General features: G+C 65.4%; 16 protein-coding genes. 13 read left to right on the top strand and 3 right to left on the bottom strand.

The window, feature by feature from the left end:
* The first annotated feature begins 330 nt into the window (after positions 1–330).
* The 9 genes from BraRD5C2_RS10935 to BraRD5C2_RS10895 all read left to right on the top strand — a co-directional run bounded on the left by BraRD5C2_RS10935 (position 331) and on the right by BraRD5C2_RS10895 (position 8,454).
* Positions 331–696 carry a hypothetical protein gene (locus tag BraRD5C2_RS10935; RefSeq protein WP_092127034.1) on the top strand — a complete coding sequence of 122 codons (366 nt, stop codon included), beginning with the start codon at positions 331–333 and terminating at the stop codon, positions 694–696.
* Positions 697–758: 62 nt separating this feature from the next.
* Positions 759–1,166 (top strand): DUF4332 domain-containing protein, encoded by a 408-nt coding sequence (locus BraRD5C2_RS10930; protein ID WP_092125172.1) that lies wholly within the window; start codon positions 759–761, stop codon positions 1,164–1,166.
* 99 nt (positions 1,167–1,265) lie between these two features.
* Positions 1,266–2,123, top strand: coding sequence for a dihydropteroate synthase (gene folP, locus BraRD5C2_RS10925; RefSeq protein WP_374707978.1), 858 nt, complete (start codon positions 1,266–1,268; stop codon positions 2,121–2,123).
* On the top strand, positions 2,120–2,500 hold the full coding sequence (folB, locus tag BraRD5C2_RS10920; protein WP_223968279.1) for a dihydroneopterin aldolase: 381 nt from the start codon (positions 2,120–2,122) through the stop codon (positions 2,498–2,500). The genes folP and folB overlap by 4 nt, the downstream gene beginning before the upstream one ends.
* Before the next feature lie 4 nt (positions 2,501–2,504).
* On the top strand, positions 2,505–2,996 hold the full coding sequence (folK, locus tag BraRD5C2_RS10915; protein WP_223968278.1) for a 2-amino-4-hydroxy-6-hydroxymethyldihydropteridine diphosphokinase: 492 nt from the start codon (positions 2,505–2,507) through the stop codon (positions 2,994–2,996).
* A gap of 107 nt (positions 2,997–3,103) precedes the next feature.
* A complete protein-coding gene (locus tag BraRD5C2_RS10910; RefSeq protein WP_223968277.1) occupies positions 3,104–4,978 on the top strand; it encodes a methylmalonyl-CoA mutase family protein in 1,875 nt (624 codons plus the stop codon).
* The gene (locus tag BraRD5C2_RS10905) at positions 4,975–5,445 is read left to right on the top strand and encodes a GFA family protein (protein WP_223968276.1); all 471 of its coding nucleotides are present in this window, start codon (positions 4,975–4,977) and stop codon (positions 5,443–5,445) included. Before BraRD5C2_RS10910 ends, BraRD5C2_RS10905 begins: the two co-directional genes overlap by 4 nt.
* Before the next feature lie 12 nt (positions 5,446–5,457).
* On the top strand, positions 5,458–7,614 hold the full coding sequence (gene scpA, locus BraRD5C2_RS10900) for a methylmalonyl-CoA mutase (RefSeq protein ID WP_223968275.1): 2,157 nt from the start codon (positions 5,458–5,460) through the stop codon (positions 7,612–7,614).
* Between the two features lie 36 nt (positions 7,615–7,650).
* Positions 7,651–8,454 (top strand): RsiV family protein, encoded by an 804-nt coding sequence (locus BraRD5C2_RS10895; RefSeq protein ID WP_374707977.1) that lies wholly within the window; start codon positions 7,651–7,653, stop codon positions 8,452–8,454.
* Between the two features lie 14 nt (positions 8,455–8,468).
* Here BraRD5C2_RS10895 and BraRD5C2_RS10890 read toward each other — a convergent pair whose 3' ends face one another.
* Complete coding sequence (locus BraRD5C2_RS10890; protein ID WP_223968274.1) at positions 8,469–8,939, bottom strand: SRPBCC family protein; 471 nt, start codon at positions 8,937–8,939, stop codon at positions 8,469–8,471.
* A gap of 158 nt (positions 8,940–9,097) precedes the next feature.
* Between BraRD5C2_RS10890 and meaB the strand changes: the two genes are divergently transcribed.
* The 4 genes from meaB to BraRD5C2_RS10865 all read left to right on the top strand — a co-directional run bounded on the left by meaB (position 9,098) and on the right by BraRD5C2_RS10865 (position 14,237).
* On the top strand, positions 9,098–10,090 hold the full coding sequence (gene meaB / locus BraRD5C2_RS10885) for a methylmalonyl Co-A mutase-associated GTPase MeaB (protein ID WP_223968273.1): 993 nt from the start codon (positions 9,098–9,100) through the stop codon (positions 10,088–10,090).
* Positions 10,087–10,734, top strand: coding sequence for a pyroglutamyl-peptidase I (locus tag BraRD5C2_RS10880; protein ID WP_223968272.1), 648 nt, complete (start codon positions 10,087–10,089; stop codon positions 10,732–10,734). Before meaB ends, BraRD5C2_RS10880 begins: the two co-directional genes overlap by 4 nt.
* A gap of 882 nt (positions 10,735–11,616) precedes the next feature.
* Entirely contained in the window at positions 11,617–12,483 is an 867-nt protein-coding gene (locus BraRD5C2_RS10870) for an aldo/keto reductase (protein WP_223968271.1), read from the top strand.
* Between the two features lie 383 nt (positions 12,484–12,866).
* Positions 12,867–14,237: a TIGR03808 family TAT-translocated repetitive protein gene (locus BraRD5C2_RS10865; RefSeq protein WP_223968270.1), complete on the top strand. Its 1,371-nt coding sequence runs from the start codon at positions 12,867–12,869 to the stop codon at positions 14,235–14,237.
* Positions 14,238–14,308: 71 nt separating this feature from the next.
* Here BraRD5C2_RS10865 and BraRD5C2_RS10860 read toward each other — a convergent pair whose 3' ends face one another.
* A complete protein-coding gene (locus BraRD5C2_RS10860; protein ID WP_223968269.1) occupies positions 14,309–14,803 on the bottom strand; it encodes a TIGR03809 family protein in 495 nt (164 codons plus the stop codon).
* Between the two features lie 541 nt (positions 14,804–15,344).
* A complete protein-coding gene (locus BraRD5C2_RS10855; RefSeq protein WP_223968268.1) occupies positions 15,345–16,985 on the bottom strand; it encodes a S8 family serine peptidase in 1,641 nt (546 codons plus the stop codon).
* Positions 16,986–17,012 lie beyond the last annotated feature (27 nt).

Below are 17,012 nucleotides of genomic sequence, written 5' to 3'. Positions count from 1 at the left end.
AGATCGTTTCGATCATCACACCCGGTTCAATAGCGAACCAGTGCCATCATATTGCATCTTGCCGGTCGATTGAAACCGTCAGCGCGAGCTGACGTATATTGTCGCGCCACTGGTTCCTCATATTTTATTCCCGGCGAAGTGACGAAAGGCATTGCGCATTGCGACAAGATGGTGTGAATCCGCCGCTCACTCTTGCAACGAGGCCACAGTCACAGCGCGATTGAAAAAGAAAACCAACTGAAATGCGCGGATCGCTTGTATTTCGTGACACAGGCGCTCAAGATAAATCCTTAAGAACGATCCGGCAAAGTCCGGTTGAGGCGGGGCAAGATGGACGAATTGGTTGGACAGCTGGCCGCGAAGGCCGGCATCGATGGCGCTGTCGCTGAAAAAACCATCGGCATCGTTCTGGGTTTCCTCCGTAACGAGGGACCGTCCGACAAAGTCCAGGCTCTGATCGACCAAATCCCCGGTGCCGAAGCGGCAATCGCCGCCTCCAACAACAGCGGTGGCCTATCGCGGTTGATGGGCGGCGGTCTGATGGCTGTCGGCACCCGGCTGATGGCGCTTGGCCTGAGCATGGGTGAAATTCAAAACGTCGCGCGTGAACTTTTCAGGTTCGGCCGCGACAAAATCGGAGCGGATCAAATGGGCGAGATCATCTCGGGGACGCCGGGCCTCAGCCAGTTCGCCTGAGGCACTTTCCGAACGCCCCTGCGCGCGCGCTCCCTTCTACCTGTTACCTGCATACGAGTATCATGACATACCCCCTCTCCGAGATCGAAGGCCTGTCCGCCTATTGCGCAACCAAACTGAAATCGCAGGGTATCCGCACGACCGACGCACTGCTTGAAGCCGCCCGCACCGTCAAGGGACGCAAGGCGCTCGCCGCCAAGACCGGGATCAGCGAACAACAATTGCTCGAATGGGCCAACATCTCCGACTACATGCGGATTCCCGGCATGGGCAAGGCGAAGGTCGGGCTGGTCCGCGCCGCCGGCGTCACCACCGTGCGGGAGCTCGCGCAGCGCAACCCGTCGCGGCTGGCGCAGAGCATGAAGGACGCCAATGTGCGGCGTAAGCTCGTCCGCGTGATGCCCTCAGAAAAGTCAGTCGAGCTGCTGATTGAACAGGCACGCAAGCTGCCGCTCAAGATCACCTATTAGCATCGCCTATTAGCCTGCCTTAACCGCACCTGCGGCCGCCGGCGCCACGCATCGCCGCGGCACCTTGACTTGCCGCTGCGGGCAGCGCAAAGCCACCGCATGATGGCGACCAAGCCCATAGCATCGGCGGTGACCGGCCCGGCCGTATCGGCGGTGCTGCCGGCGCTGCTGTCGCGACCCTATCCCGCCGTGATGGGCATCCTGAACGTCACGCCGGACTCGTTCTCCGACGGCGGCCAGTTCATCGCGCCCGAACAAGCGCTGGCCCAGGCCCGCAGGCTGATCGCCGAGGGCGCCGACATCATCGATATCGGCGCGGAATCGACCCGCCCCTACGGCTCGCAGCCGGTCACCGCTGAGGCCGAAATGGCGCGGCTGAAGCTGGTGCTGACCGAGGTGGTCGCGCTCGGCGTGCCGGTCTCGATCGACAGCATGAAGTCGGAGGTCGTGGCCTGGGCGCTCGACCAGGGTGCGGCGATCGCCAATGACGTCTGGGGCCTGCAGCACGATGCCGGCATGGCGCCGCTCGTCGCCGCGCGCGGCGTGCCCGTGATCATCACGCACAATCGCGAGCAGGCTGATCCCGCGATCGACATCATGCAGGACATCACGGCCTTCTTTGAACGCTCGCTCGAGATCGCAGCGCGCGCCGGCATTGCCGACGACCGAATCGTGCTCGATCCCGGCATCGGCTTCGGCAAGACGCCGGAGCAGAGCATGATCGCACTGGCGCGGCTCAACGAGCTCAACGCGTTCCGCCTGCCGGTGCTGGTCGGCGCCTCGCGCAAGCGTTTCATCAGCACGGTCGTGGCCTCCGAACCGCAACAGCGGATCGGCGGCTCGATCGCGGCGCATCTGATCGCTGCGCAGCATGGCGCCCGCATCATCCGTGCGCACGACGTCGCGGAAACCGTTCAGGCGCTGCGGGTGGCCGCGGCAATCGAGGGACAGCAATGACCGACACGATCTTCATCACCGGGATCGTCATCCATGCCCGTCATGGCGTGATGGAACATGAGACCGAAGTCGGGCAGCGCTTCGTCATCGACCTCGAGCTCTATACCGACCTCTCGGAATCCTCGCGCACCGACCGCCTCTCCGACACGGTGTCCTATTCCAACGTGGTGGCGACCGCGACATCGGCATTCAAGAACACCAATTACAAGCTGCTGGAGCGCGCCGCCGGCGCGGTGGCCGATGACATCTTGGCGAGCTTCCCGCGCGTCAGGGCGGTCAAGGTCACCGTGCACAAGCCGCATGCGCCGATCGCCGCGATCTTCGACGATGTCGGCGTGGTGCTGACCCGCTCGCGGCATCCGCCGCCGCACGGTTGAACCGATGGCTGACGTCCTGATCGCACTCGGCGGCAATGTCGGCGACGTCCGCACGACGTTTCGCAAGGCGATCGCCAATATCTGCGGCATGACGCAGGCAGCGCTCGTGGCGCGCTCGTCGGACTATTCGACGCCGCCCTGGGGCGAAGCGCAGCAGGACACCTTCATCAATGCCTGCATCGAGATCGACACCAGCCTCGATCCGCACGCGCTGCTGTTCACGCTGCACAAGATCGAAAGCAAATTCGGTCGCGACCGCAAGAACGAGCAGCGCTGGGGGCCGCGCACCCTCGACCTCGACCTGATCGCCTATGACGACATCACACTCGACAAGCCGGAACTGACGCTGCCGCACCCGCGTTTGTTCGAGCGCGCCTTCGTGCTGGTGCCGCTGGCCGAAATCGTTCCCGACCGCGTCATCGCCGGGCGCCGCGTCGCGGATGCCCTGGCTGGGGTCTCGACCGACGGTATTTTCCGTCTAGCGGACCTCGATTAAAAGCCGCACGAGCGCAAACAACCGTTTGGCTTGGCCGCCCGCCCGTGGCAATTTCCGGCCAAATCAAGGGACCCCGTCGCGGGGCCGATGAAGGACGATTTGGGCGGATGACGACCTCGACTGACGATTTGGCTCTGGCTTCGGATTTTGCTCCTGCGACCTATGACGACTGGCGCAAGCTGGTCGACGGCGTGCTGAAGGGCGCGCCGTACGAGAAGCTGGTCGGCAAGACCTATGATGGTTTGAGGATCGATCCGATCTATCGCCGCGCCACCAATCTGAGCCCGCTTCCCGGCCGTGCCGCCGCCACCCCCTGGCAGATCCTGCAGCGGGTCGACCATCCCGATGCCGCAGCGGCCAATGCGCAGGCCTTGCAGGATCTCGAGAACGGAGCGACCGGCCTCGAATTCGAGTTCGCCGGCGGTCCCGGCGCGCGCGGCTTCGGTCTCACGGACGCCAGCAAGAAGACGCTGGCGCGGGCCTGCGGCGGCGTCCATCTCGATGCCGGCATCATGATCGCGCTCAACCCGGTGATCGGACGCGAGAACGCCGGCGAGACGTTTGCCGAGATGATCGAGGCCCGCAAGCTCGATCCCGCCAAGCTCGACCTGCATTTCAATTACCAGGCGCTCAGCACGATTGCAGTACGAGGTGCAGCCGCCATCGCCTGGCCCAATTACGAAAAGTCTTTCGGCCAGGTCGTCAACGGTCTGATCAAGCGCGGCTTCAAGGGGCCGTTCGTGCTGGCCGACGGCCGGCCGGTCCATGATGCCGGTGGCTCCGAGGTGCAGGAGCTCGCCTTCACGCTCGCGACCGCGCTCGCCTATCTGCGCATGCTGGAAGGCGCAGGGCTTGATCTCGACGCGGCGCGTGCAGCCGTGTCGTTCCGGCTCAGCGCCGATGCCGACCAGTTCCTGACCATGGCGAAATTCCGCGCGCTGCGTCGTCTCTGGGCAAGGATCGAAGAGGCCTGCGGCCTCGCGCCGAAGCCGATCTTTGTCAATGCGCAGACCGCCTGGCGGATGCTGACCCAGCGCGACCCCAACGTGAACATGCTGCGCGCGACGATCGCGACCTTTGCGGCCGGGCTCGGCGGCGCCAATGCCATCACCGTGCTGCCGCACACGCTGGCGCTCGGCCTGCCGGACGATTTCGCCCGCCGCGTGGCGCGCAACACGCAACTCGTGCTGCTCGACGAGTCCAACCTGGCCAAGGTTTCCGATCCCGCGGCAGGCGCCGGCGGCATCGAGACGCTGACCTCGCAGCTCTGCGAGGCGGCGTGGACGCTGTTCCAGGAGATCGAAAAGGCCGGCGGCGCCTTCACCGCGCTCGAGCAAGGGCTGCTGCAACAGAGGGTCGCCGCGACGCGAGCGCAGCGCGAAGCCAATGTGGCGAAGCGCCGCGACGTGCTGACCGGCGCCAGCGAATTCCCTAACCTGCACGAAGCTGATCTCGCTGTGCTGGACGTGAAGCCCACCGCCCAGGTCTCCACCGCCGGTGCCAAAGTCAGGTTCGACGCCCTCGCGCCGATGCGGCTTGCCGAACCGTTCGAGGCGCTGCGCGACAAATCCGACGCCGCGCTGAAGGCTCATGGCGCACGGCCGAAAATCTTCCTCGCCAATCTCGGCACGCCGGCGGATTTCACGGCCCGCGCCACATTTGCAAAAAGCTTCTTCGAGACCGGCGGGATCGAGGCCATCGACAGCGAGGGCTTTGCCGACGCGGCGGCGGTTGCCGCGGCCTTCAAGGCCTCGGGCGCGGCGATGGCGTGCCTTTGTTCCTCTGACAAGGTCTATGCCGTCAGTGCCCCTGAGGCCGCCAAGGCCCTTCACGGCGCCGGAGCAAGGCATATCTATCTGGCAGGGCGGCCCGGCGACCAGGAAGCGGCGCTGCGGGCGGTCGGCATCGGTGAGTTCGTCTTCGCCGGCGGCGACGCGCTGGCGACATTGCGCGACGCCTATCGGCGGATGGAGCAGGCATGACGGCAGAGGCACCAGCGAAACCCGTTCTGACCGGCGGTTGCCAGTGCGGCGCCGTGCGCTTTGCGGTGTCCGCGGCGCCGAACCGCGTCAGCATCTGTCATTGCCGGATGTGCCAAAAGGCCTCCGGCGCGCCGTTCGCCTCTTTCGCCGACATCAACAAGACGGATTTCGCCTGGACCCGGGGCAAGCCGGCGGCGTTCAAATCCTCCTCGATCGCCGAGCGCGACTTCTGTGCCGCCTGCGGCACGCCGCTCAGCTTCCGGCGGATCGACGGTCCCCGTATCGAGATCATGACCGGCGCCTTCGACCGGCCCGACCGGGTGATCCCGACGCAGCAATTCGGAACTGAGTCCCGCCACGGCTGGGTGGTCGGCATCGCCAACCTGCCGAGCCAAACCACAATGCAGAATTACGGACCGGAGAAGATGGCAAGCATCGTCAGCCATCAGCATCCGGACCATGACTAAGGAATCCAAGGAATGACCCGCATTCCCAATTTCGCCGATGTCGCCTTCCAGCCCGTTGCCGCGGCGATGCCGGGCGCGAGCGCCGAACCCTGGCTGACGCCGGAAGGCATCCCGGTGAAGTCCGTCTACGGCGAGGCCGATCTGGAAGGCATCGACTTCCTCGAGACCTGGCCGGGCATCGCGCCTTATCTGCGCGGCCCCTACCCGACCATGTATGTCAACCAGCCCTGGACCATCCGGCAATATGCCGGCTTCTCCACGGCGGAGGATTCCAACGCCTTCTACCGCCGCAACCTTGCCGCCGGACAGAAGGGCCTGTCGGTCGCGTTCGATCTCGCCACCCATCGCGGCTATGACTCGGATCATCCGCGCGTCTCCGGCGACGTCGGCATGGCCGGTGTCGCGATCGATTCCATCTACGACATGCGCACGCTGTTCGCCGGCATCCCGCTCGACCAGATGAGCGTGTCGATGACCATGAACGGCGCGGTGCTGCCGATCCTCGCGCTGTTCGTCGCTGCCGCCGAGGAACAGGGCGTGCCGCCGGAGAAGCTGTCGGGCACCATTCAGAACGACATTCTGAAAGAGTTCATGGTGCGCAACACCTACATCTATCCGCCGACGCCCTCGATGCGGATCATCTCGGACATCTTCGCCTACACCTCGCAGCGGATGCCGAAATACAATTCGATCTCGATCTCCGGCTATCACATGCAGGAAGCCGGTGCGACGCAGGACCTCGAGCTCGCCTATACGCTGGCCGACGGCGTCGAATATCTGCGCGCCGGGCTTGCCGCAGGCCTCGACGTCGATCGCTTTGCCCCCCGCCTCTCTTTCTTCTGGGCGATCGGCATGAACTTCTTCATGGAAGTCGCCAAGATGCGCGCGGCGCGGCTGCTGTGGGCCAAGCTGCTCAAGCAGTTCAATCCGAAAGACCCGCGCTCGCTCAGCTTGCGCACGCATTGCCAGACCTCGGGTTGGTCGCTGACCGCGCAGGACGTGTTCAACAATGTGATGCGCACCACGATCGAGGCGATGGCGGCAACCCAGGGCCACACCCAGTCGCTGCACACCAATGCGCTCGACGAGGCGCTGGCGCTGCCGACCGATTTCTCGGCGCGCATCGCCCGCAACACGCAGTTGTTCCTGCAACAGGAGAGCGGCACCAACCGCATCATCGATCCCTGGGGCGGCTCGTACTATGTCGAGCGGCTGACCCAGGATCTCGCGGCAAAGGCCTGGGGTCACATCCAGGAAGTCGAGGAACTCGGCGGCATGGCCAAGGCGATCGAGGCCGGTGTGCCGAAGCTGCGGATCGAGGAAGCCTCCGCGAAAACCCAGGCGCGGATCGATGCCGGCCGCCAGGCGGTGATCGGCGTCAACAAGTTCAAGCCGGAGAACGAGCGGCCGATCGACGTCTTGAAGGTGGAGAACTTCACCGTGCGGCGGCTCCAGATCGACAAGCTGGCGCGGCTCAAGAAGGAGCGCAACCAGAAGGACGTTGACGCGGCGCTGGCCGCGCTCACCCGCTCGGCGGGCGAAGGCAACGGCAATCTGCTGGCACTGGCGATCGACGCCGCGCGCGCCAAAGCCACCGTCGGCGAGATTTCAGACGCGATGGAAAAGGTGTTCGGCCGCCACCGCGCCGAGATCAAGTCCATCACCGGCGTCTACAAGCGAGAGGCAGCGGCCATGTCCAACAAGGTCGAAAAGGTGCAGGCGCTGATCGACGCCTTCGAAGAGGCTGAGGGCCGCCGCCCGCGCATCCTGGTCGCCAAGATCGGTCAGGACGGCCATGACCGCGGCCAGAAGGTGATCGCATCCGCCTTCGCCGATGTCGGCTTCGACGTCGATATCGGACCACTGTTCGCGACCGCCGACGAAGCCGCCCGGCAGGCGGTCGAGAACGACGTCCACATTCTCGGCGTCTCCTCGCTCGCCGCAGCCCATCTCACCGCGGTGCCGGAATTGAAGGCCGCGCTGAAGAAGCACGGCCGCGAGGACATCATGATTATCATCGGCGGCGTGGTGCCGCCGCAGGATTACGATGCACTGTATGCGGCCGGTGCCGAGGCGATCTTCCCGCCCGGCACCGTGATCTCGGACGCCGCCGAGGAGCTGATCCATAAGCTCAACGCCCGGCTCGGCCATAGCGCGGCGGCAGAGTAACGCTGCCGCCTTCGCTTCCCTCACTTGGAGTTTTCCATGCGCGCCGCTCGCTCGATGACGCCTGTCCGCATCATGGGCCTTGCCGGCCTGCTGGCCTGCCTCTGCCTTCCTGCGCGCGCCGCCGATCCGAAGCCCGACGCCACGATCAAGAATGCCAGCATCGAGGCCAACGTCTATCTCGACGACAAGATCAAGGCGGATAGCGCACTGGCGGCCGATTGCCTTGCCGAAGGCCGGAAGTGGTTCGACAAGAACGCGGCGGAGGCGGCTTCCGCGCGCAAGGACGAGCCTGAGCTCTTCAAAGACCGCGGCGGCTATTCCTTCGAGCGCAAATATTCGGTGCGCTCGGTCGTCGACGGCCGCTATGTCAGCGTGCTGCGCGACGATTACATGGACACGCTCGGCGCGCATCCGAACACCGACGTCAACACCATCCTGTGGGATACGACGGCGAACAAGCGCATCAGCATCCGTCCCTTCTTCACCGAGACAGCTGACAACGGCCCGACCCTGACGGCGATGCGCAAGGCGATCGTCTCAGCGCTGAACGCCGAGAAGAAGCGGCGCGGCGCCGGCGAGACCGCAACCGCCGAGTGGTACAAGGAGCTGAAGCCGACCCTGCTCAAGATCGGCGCCGTGACGCTGGCGCCGTCGACCGAAGCCGGCAAGAGCTCCGGCCTCACCTTCCACTACCCGCCCTACGCCGTCGGCCCCTATGCCGAAGGCCAGTATGTCGTCTTCGTGCCGTGGGAGACGCTGAAGCCGTACCTGACGGCGGAAGGCGCGAAGATCTTTGGCGGCGCACGGCCGAAGGCCGACGCGGACGATCAGCCGCAATAGCCGCTTCAGCAGGCTCAGCCTGGCTGACGCGCCAGCGCTCTGACCAGGGAGCCGGTCCAGTCCGGGATCCACGCCTGGAACTGGCTGTGCCAGCGATCGGCGTCAGCAGGCGCGGTGTCGAGATTGACCGACCATTCGATGAAGGTGCGGTTGCCCTCGACGACCGGCAGCAGATGCATCGTGCCCTCGTAATGGGTCGGCTGCGGCGCGTCCGAACCGGCATCCGACAGAAACGGCAGCGGCTCGATGCTGGCATAGGTCAGCGAATGCTGCGTGTCCGAGTGGCCGGCAAGACGTTGCCTGACCCAGAGCCCGAGATAGCAGAAGCGCCTGACAGCACCGACCTGGTCCCCGCGCTTGTCGTCCTCGATCACGCTTTCGCTGACGCCCTCGATATAGGCCGGGTAATTGTTGAAGTCGCGGATCAGCGACCACACGGTATCGAGCGGATGGTCGAGAACGGTGCTGTAATAGGCTCGGGTCATGGCAGGCTCCGGATGTTGGTCCGCAGTGATGCGGAACGCGCCCTGATCAACCGCATGGCAGCGGGCGCGCCCACCCGATTCCCGAACTCGCGATTGATCGGGGACGAGTTCGGACTCCGCCCTCGCCTGCAACCGGCAGCCGTTGTAAACCAAGGCCCATGACCTCGCCGAAGCCCGCCTCTCCCGACATCCACGCCCTCGCCAAGCAGCTCCGCGCCGGCCACCGCGCCGCGCTGGCGCGCGCGATCACGCTGGTCGAGAGCCGGCGCGGCGACCACCAGGCGGCGGCGCGCGAGCTGGTGCAGGCGCTGTTGCCTGACACCGGCAAGGCGGTGCGGGTCGGCATCACCGGCTCGCCCGGCGTCGGCAAGTCGACCACCATCGATGCGCTCGGCATGTTCCTGATCGAGCGCGGCCACAAGGTCGCGGTGCTTGCTGTCGATCCCTCCTCGGCGCGCACCGGCGGCTCGATCCTCGGCGACAAGACGCGGATGGCGCGGCTCGCCGTCTCCGACCAGGCCTTCATCCGCCCCTCGCCGTCCTCCGGAACGCTCGGCGGCGTCGCGGCGAAGACCCGCGAAGCTATGCTGTTGTGCGAGGCCGCCGGCTTCGACGTCGTGCTGGTCGAGACCGTCGGCATCGGCCAGTCCGAGACCGCGGTCTGCGACATGACCGACTTCTTCCTGGCGCTGATGCTGCCGGGCGCCGGCGACGAGCTGCAAGGCATCAAGAAGGGTCTCGTCGAGCTCGCCGACATGATCGCGATCAACAAGGCCGACGGCGACAACCTCAAGCGCGCCAACCTCGCCGCCGCCGATTATCGCAGCGCGCTGCATATTCTCGCGCCGCGCTCCGAGCACTGGCATCCGCCGGTCGAGACCTATTCCGCGCTGACCGGCGCCGGGCTCGATCGGCTCTGGCAGAAGATCCTCGAGCACCGCACCGCGATGAATGCCTCGGGCGAATTCGAGGCCCGCCGCAGGGAGCAGCAGGTGAAGTGGATGTGGTCGATGCTGGAGGGCCGGATGATGGCGCGGCTGCGCTCAGACGCTGCGATCCGCGCCAGGGTGAAGAAGATGGAGGCCGAGGTCGCCGGCGGCCGCATCTCGCCCGCGGTCGCCGCCGAGCAGATCGCGGAGATGCTGCATTGAGCGGCAAACTGCGCATCCTCGTCACCGGCTTCGGGCCGTTCCCGGGTGCGCCGTTCAACCCGACCATGCCGCTGGTCAAACGCCTGACCGGGCTGCGTCGGCCGGCTTTCGACAACGTCGCGCTGACCAGCCACATCTTCGACGTCACCTATGCTGCCGTCGACCGCGAATTGCCCGAGCTGATCGCAACGCGTCGTCCGCAGGCGCTGTTGATGTTCGGCCTCGCCGGACGCAGCTCGCATCTGCGGATCGAGAGCCGCGCCCGCAATGCGGTCACGACGCGTTTCCCCGATGCCGGCCGCCAGCATGCGCGCAAGGGATCGATCGAGGGCGGCGCCGATGCGAAGCTGTTCGGGCCGCACAGCGAAAAGCTGCTGCGCGCGACGCTGGCCACCGGCATCGATGCACGGATGTCCCGCGATGCCGGCAGCTATCTCTGCAACTATCTGAGCTGGCGCGCGATCGAGGCCGTCAACGGCGACAACGAATTGCGCCTCGCGCAATTCGTCCATGTCCCGCCGCTCGCCCATGACGGCACGGCCGCATCAGGCAAATCATCCATCACGCTGGAAGCGCTGGTCGATGCCGGCGAAGCCATGCTGATGGAGCTGGTGAAACTGACCAGGCAGGCTGCGCGCACGTGAGCGACGTGGTTTCAACGATGACCAATGCGGGGCAGTGCCGGCTTTGCCAATTCGGGGACGATGATAGAGTACCGGCAGTGACGTTCTCAGCCGAACAACAGGATTGAGAGGCGTGAGCGATGCGCGTCGAGAAGAGACTGGAGCAACTTGGCCTTGTGCTTCCTCAACCCGCCAAGGTGCCGCCGGGCGTAAACGTTCCGTTCGCGTGGGTTCGCGTGCACCGCGACCGGGTCTACGCATCCGGTCATGGGCCCCTCAATCCCGATGGCACGCCAGCCGGGCCATATGGGCAGGTCGGCGCTGAGGTATCTGCCGAGCAAGCCCACATCGCCGCGCGCCGCGCGGCCTTGGCTATGCTCAGCAGCCTTCGCCAAGCGCTCGGCGACCTGGACAGAATCTCGGCATGGCTGACGGTGTCAGGTCTAGTGAGCGTCGCGCCAGGCTTTTTTTTCCACGACCAACGTCATCAATGGTTGCTCGGAGGTCTTGCTGGAGGCATTTGGCCCGGATGTCGGCGCGCATGCACGGACCGCTATCGGCATCACCCACCTTCCGCTCAATCTCCCCGTCGTGATCGCCGCAGAACTAGCCGTCCGCTGACGCCCCCGGATGCGACATGAGGTGATCGGTCAAGGCCACTGGCTGACGCGATCCCAATCACCCGCATGAGTCCGCTGTCCCCGGCAAGCCTGGGGCTGCGCACGCGACAAATTTGCAATTTCACAGAGTGTAAATCGACCTCTTGCGGCCGTAAAGACCACCCAAAGCCCAACGGTCATACCTGTCCATCGGTTGACGATCAAAGTCGCTCGCAAGAGTTTATCCACGGAGACCGACACGTCCGCAGAGTGAAGCGGATCTCTTCTGACAATGTTCGATTAGATGGAGTTGCGGGTGGACAAGTTTCCATACAAAGGGGTAGCGCTTGCCGGAATAATTCGCCTCGGCGACTTGCCGGTTCATCGGCTGGGCTTCGGCGCAATGCGCCTCTGCGGAGATTCAGCCTGGGGAAGACCAAGGGACCGAGGGCACGCCAATCGGGTTCTGCATCGCGCGATCGAGCTTGGCGTGAATCTGATCGACACGGCGGATAGTTACGGCCCCGAGGCGAATGAGTCACAGATCTCGGAGGCGCTGTATCCCTATCCTCCGGGTTTGGTCATTGCCACCAAGGGCGGCCTGGTGCGACCAAACCGCCGATCGTGGGTCGAGGACGGTCGCCCCGAGCATTTGCGACGCGCGGTTGAAGGCAGCTTGCAGCGGTTGCGGCTCGAGCGCATCGATTTGTATCAACTCCACGCGCCTGACCCCAATGTGCCATTTGCCGAGTCGATGGAAGCATTGGCCGATTTGAAGCGCGCAGGCAAAATTCGCCATATCGGCATTTCGAACGTGACGGTTGCGCAGCTCGAAGCGGCGCGCTCCATCACACCAATCGTGTCGGTTCAGAACCCGTATAATCTGCGAAACCGAACCAGCGAAGACGTACTCGCCGCGTGCGAGCGTCTTGGAATTGCGTTTCTGCCCTGGTATCCGCTGGGCGGCAAACGCGGCCTGAAGGCGCTCAAGGTCAAGCAAGTTGCCTCGCGTCGCGGTCTCACGCATGCCGCCTTGTCCCTCGCGTGGCTGCTGGCAAAGTCACCTGTCATGCTGCCTATCCCCGGCACGCGATCCATCGATCACCTGGAGGATAATGTGCGTGCGGCCTCCCTCAGGCTTGCGCCGGAAGACATCGCCGATTTGGGATGAACGCTTCGGGTCAGATCCGGCGCATGTCGCGAGAATGCGGATGTGTGACTCACAATTGGCGCAACGAATTCAGTGTCGCCCCGGCCTAGTGCGCAATTGCGCACGGGGCCGGGACCCATAACCAGCGATGCTGCTTATTGCGCAACGCTGGTACGCCGAGTCCCACCTACAACATCCGCCGCAGCGTATAGGTCCCGGCCTTCACCGGGACGACGCTTGGGAATGAGCCATGGGCCTTTATTCTCCAGCTGCACCGGAGGTTAACCCTACCACCAACAATCGCCCGGCTGCGTCGGCGTGTTCACCATGCCGCGCCGCATTTCGCGCTACCACCACTCGGGCGCGAACGTCACCGCTCGCGATTATTTGCGAGGGCTGTGCCCATGGACGTCAACCGCCGCCATCTGATCGGAGCTTCCGCCGCCGGCGTCGCCGGTGCGCTTGCGATGTCACCGGACGCTGCGCGCGCCGCACAGTCGGCCGGCTCGCTCGGCCGCGACGTGACGCAATATGGCGTCCGTCCCGGCAGCCCCGACGACCAGACCCGCAATTTGCAGCGCGCGATCGATGATGCCGCGCGCGCGCAGGTGCCGCTGGCGTTTCCGCCCGGCGTCTACCGCACCGGCCTGCTGCGGCTTGCGCCCGGCAGCCAGTTGATCGGCGTCCGCGGCGCCAGCCGGCTGGTGTTCAATGGCGGCGCCTCGCTGCTGGAAGGCGAAGGTGCCGGCGGCATCGTCCTGATGGGCCTGTCCTTCGACGGCGGCAACGTCCCGCTGCCTGCGCGGCGCGGCCTCGTGCATTGCCTGTCTGGCCGCGACATCCGTATCACCGACTGCCAGTTCACCGGCAGCGGCGGCGCCGGCATCTGGTTCGAGCAGATGTCGGGCGACGTCAGCAACAACATCTTCACCGATATCGCGTCGACGGCGCTGGTGTCGTTCGACGCGCTCGGCCTGATGGTCGCGCGCAACACCATCAAGGGCACCAACGACAACGGCATCGAGATCCTGCGTACCGCGATCGGCGATGACGGCTCGATCGTCGCCGACAACCGCATCGAGGACATCAAGGCCGGCCCCGGCGGCTCCGGACAGTACGGCAACGCCATCAACGCCTTCCGCGCCGGCAATGTGATCGTGCGCGGCAACCGCATCAAGAACTGCGACTTCTCGGCGGTGCGCGGCAATTCGGCCTCCAACATCCACATCACAGACAACAGCGTCAGCAATGTCCGCGAGGTCGCGCTCTATTCGGAGTTCTCGTTCGAGGCCGCGGTCATCGCCAACAACACCGTCGACGGCGCCGCGATCGGCGTCTCCGTGTGCAACTTCAACGAAGGCGGCCGCATCGCGGTTGTCCAGGGCAACATCATCCGCAATCTGCTGCCGAAGCGCCCTGTTGGCACCGACCCGAACGACGGCGCCGGCATCGGCATCTATGTCGAGGCCGACAGCGCCGTCACCGGCAACGTGATCGAGAACGCACCGACCTTCGGCATCGTCGCCGGCTGGGGCAAGTATCTGCGCGACGTCGCAATCTCGGGCAATGTCGTGCGCAAGGCGTTCGTCGGCATCGGCGTCTCGGTGGTGCCGGGCGCCGGCACCGCGCTGATCAACAACAACATGATCTCGGAAACCCCGGGCGGCGCGGTGGTCGGGCTCGACCACGCCCGCCCGATCACGACCGATCTGTCAGTGGGTGGCGCCCAGCAATATGCGCAGCTGGTGGTCGGCGCCAATGCGGTGCGGCGCTAACAGATTGTTGTTCGGACGCGTTTTCTTCGCGCGAACCGGAGGCCACTTCGCTTGAAAACGCTCTGGTCGGCCTACAGCGCGTTGCGCAGCAACGGATAGCGCCGCTGGATGGTGTCGAGATCGAGCACCGGCGGCGGCATGACCGGAGGGGGCATCTCCAGCGGCGGCGCGTCGGCCACAACGGGCGGCTGCTCCAGGACCTCGGCCACCGTTTCCATCGCGGCCGCGACCGCGGTCATCGCCGCCTCGGCCAATGTCGCAGCTTCCGAGCGGCGCTCTGGCACCGACGAGATTTCGGGCGGCGGCAATTTCGACTTGCCGCGGCCGAGCCAGGACAGATCGATCGGCGAATTGTCGAGCGAAGCTTCGCGGGTTAGCAATTCCCGCCAGATGTCGACCGCGGCCCGTGCTTCCCTGACATTCTCAAGGAAGGCCTGCTCGCTGTGATAGCGGCGCCAGCGTCCGGTTTCGAACAGCTCGTTGAGGTGCTCCAGCCTTTGCTCGGCGAGGTTGCACCAGCGTGCAACGATCTCCTGGCCCCTGGCCACGTCGGTCCGATGTGTCATTCAACTTGCCCGCAGGGAAAGAAACGGACGCAGACGCAACCGAACCGAATCAACTGGACGTGACACTGATATTCTGTGGAAAAGGTAAATAAAGTCTAACTAAATTCTTAATCGCGGACGGGCGATGAAGGAAGTCCGCTCCACTACGGAGTTTCTTGCCCGAACCATCGTCAAGTCACCGACTTGCGTGGTGGCGATGTGCGTCGCTTCCGAACGCCGTGCAGCCGAACGATCCACAGCAAACGGCCGCCGCCGTCGCGCGCATCTCAGCGCGATCACCCAGCGCAATCTCATCCGGCCCGTTCGTGATGCAAGGGTGCCCCCAAAATGAAAGACCCGTCCGGGGGGACAACCGGACGGGTCAAAGCCATATGGGCGCTTGGGGTGGATGGGCGCTCGCGCCTGATACAGCCGGGGAGGGATAAACCGCTCCCACACAGATAAGTCGTGAGAGGGCGGCGGACGTTCAAATCGCCGGCGATTTTTTTAGCCTTTCGCAGCCCGGTTCCATCGCACCGTTGCAGGCGATCGGCGCCGAAAATCACTGTGCAGCACAGGGATTTGCTGCGGAATCGTCCGATGCGATCGAGGGTGCGGGTTCATTCAACGCGCGGCTCACGGAAGTGTTATTGCCGTCCGCTGCCGTCGCGGGCTGCGACGGTTTGTCCATGGTGGCCGCGACCGGCGCACTGGTCGCCGCCATCACCGCGGCAAGCGCGTCCGCCTCCCCCGACCCGAACAGATCGTCACGTCCCGGTGTCCCGAGATCGCGGGCCGTGCCGGTCAGGACCTTCCGCACCTCGGCAGGCTTCAATGCCGGACTGCGCTCCAGCACCAGCGCCGCGATGCCGCTGACGAACGCGGCCGAGAAGGAGGTCCCCGACATCAGCTGGTACTTGCCGTCCGGCACCGGCACCAGCAGATCGGCGCCCGGCGCCGCCAGCGCGATGTAGCTGCCGCGGTTCGAGGCCGCCATCAACCTCTCGCCGGCATCGATGCCGCCGACCGCGATCACGTCGGGATTGGCGGCCGGATAGAGCGGCGGCGATTTCGGGCCGGCATTGCCGGCCGCGGCAACCAGCACGACGTCCCTCGCCGCGGCGGCGGCCACGGCACGCGCGACAAGTGCGTCCTGCGGTCCGGCGAAGCTCATGTTCACGATCTGCGCGCCGTGCGCCACCGCGTAATCGAGACTCCTGAGGATCACATAGGATGTGCTCTCGGCGCCGCCGGCGGCCACACCGAAGGCACGGATCGCCAGGATCCGCACTTCCGGCGCACTCCCCGTCAACCTGACGCGCGCCGCGATCACGCCGGCAACGGCGGTGCCGTGGGCATGCGGGCCATCCTTGCTACCGAGTGCATCGAAGGTATCCGCGACCGTGTTGGCCAGTTCCGGATGGGCGGCATCAATGCCGGAGTCGATGACGGCGATGGTGACGTTCATGCCGCGCGCCAGCCTGTGCGCCTCGGGCAGATGCAGCTGCGTCTGGGCATATTGCGCCGGATCACTGCCGCCCGCTGCCGACTTCTGGTCTTGCAGCGCGTAACGATAGTTCGGCTGCACGGAGCGGACGGTGCTGTCGCTTGCGAGGTCGCGGGCCACCGCGTCGGCTGAACGATTGCCGGCGGTGCGGAACATGCCGATCGTCGCGCCCAGCAACGGGATATTCTGCGAGGCGATCCGCCTCAGGCCATGGCGACGCGCCAGCGCGTCGGTCTGGGTCTCGGTCAATGCGCCGTCGATCTCCGCCAGGAGTTCGTTCGGCACGGTTCGCGCGCCCGCTACGTCCTGCCCGCGGACGCCGCCGCCACTACCGGCCCCGCCCTTCCTCGCAGCGCCCTTGCCGCCACCATTGACGGCGACCGGCCGACCGGAGCATCGGCGCGTGCCGTCATCGCAATCGGCGGAGAAACGGGGGGCGTCACGCGCAAGGGACGGCGGCCTGCTCGATCGCTGCCCGTCGTCGGTCCTCGACGTAGCCGGGCCGTGGAGCGGTGCGCGGCCGGCCGTGCCGATGCCGGGATTGACCCGCGGCCCGATGGAGAGTTGCGGCCCGCCGCCGATCGGTGATCGCATGAAATTCTGGGCGTAGGCCGAGCCGGCAACAGACACCAGCAACAACACGGCGGCCGCAGTGGCCGCTCTGTTCGTCGATTGGGTCCGGCCGTTAGCGGTCATGGTGACCTCAACGCGGCGCAGACCGTC

The organism is Bradyrhizobium sp. RD5-C2, assembly GCF_019972155.1.
Taxonomy (GTDB): domain Bacteria; phylum Pseudomonadota; class Alphaproteobacteria; order Rhizobiales; family Xanthobacteraceae; genus Bradyrhizobium.
This window is presented reverse-complemented; position numbering and strand designations above follow the sequence as displayed.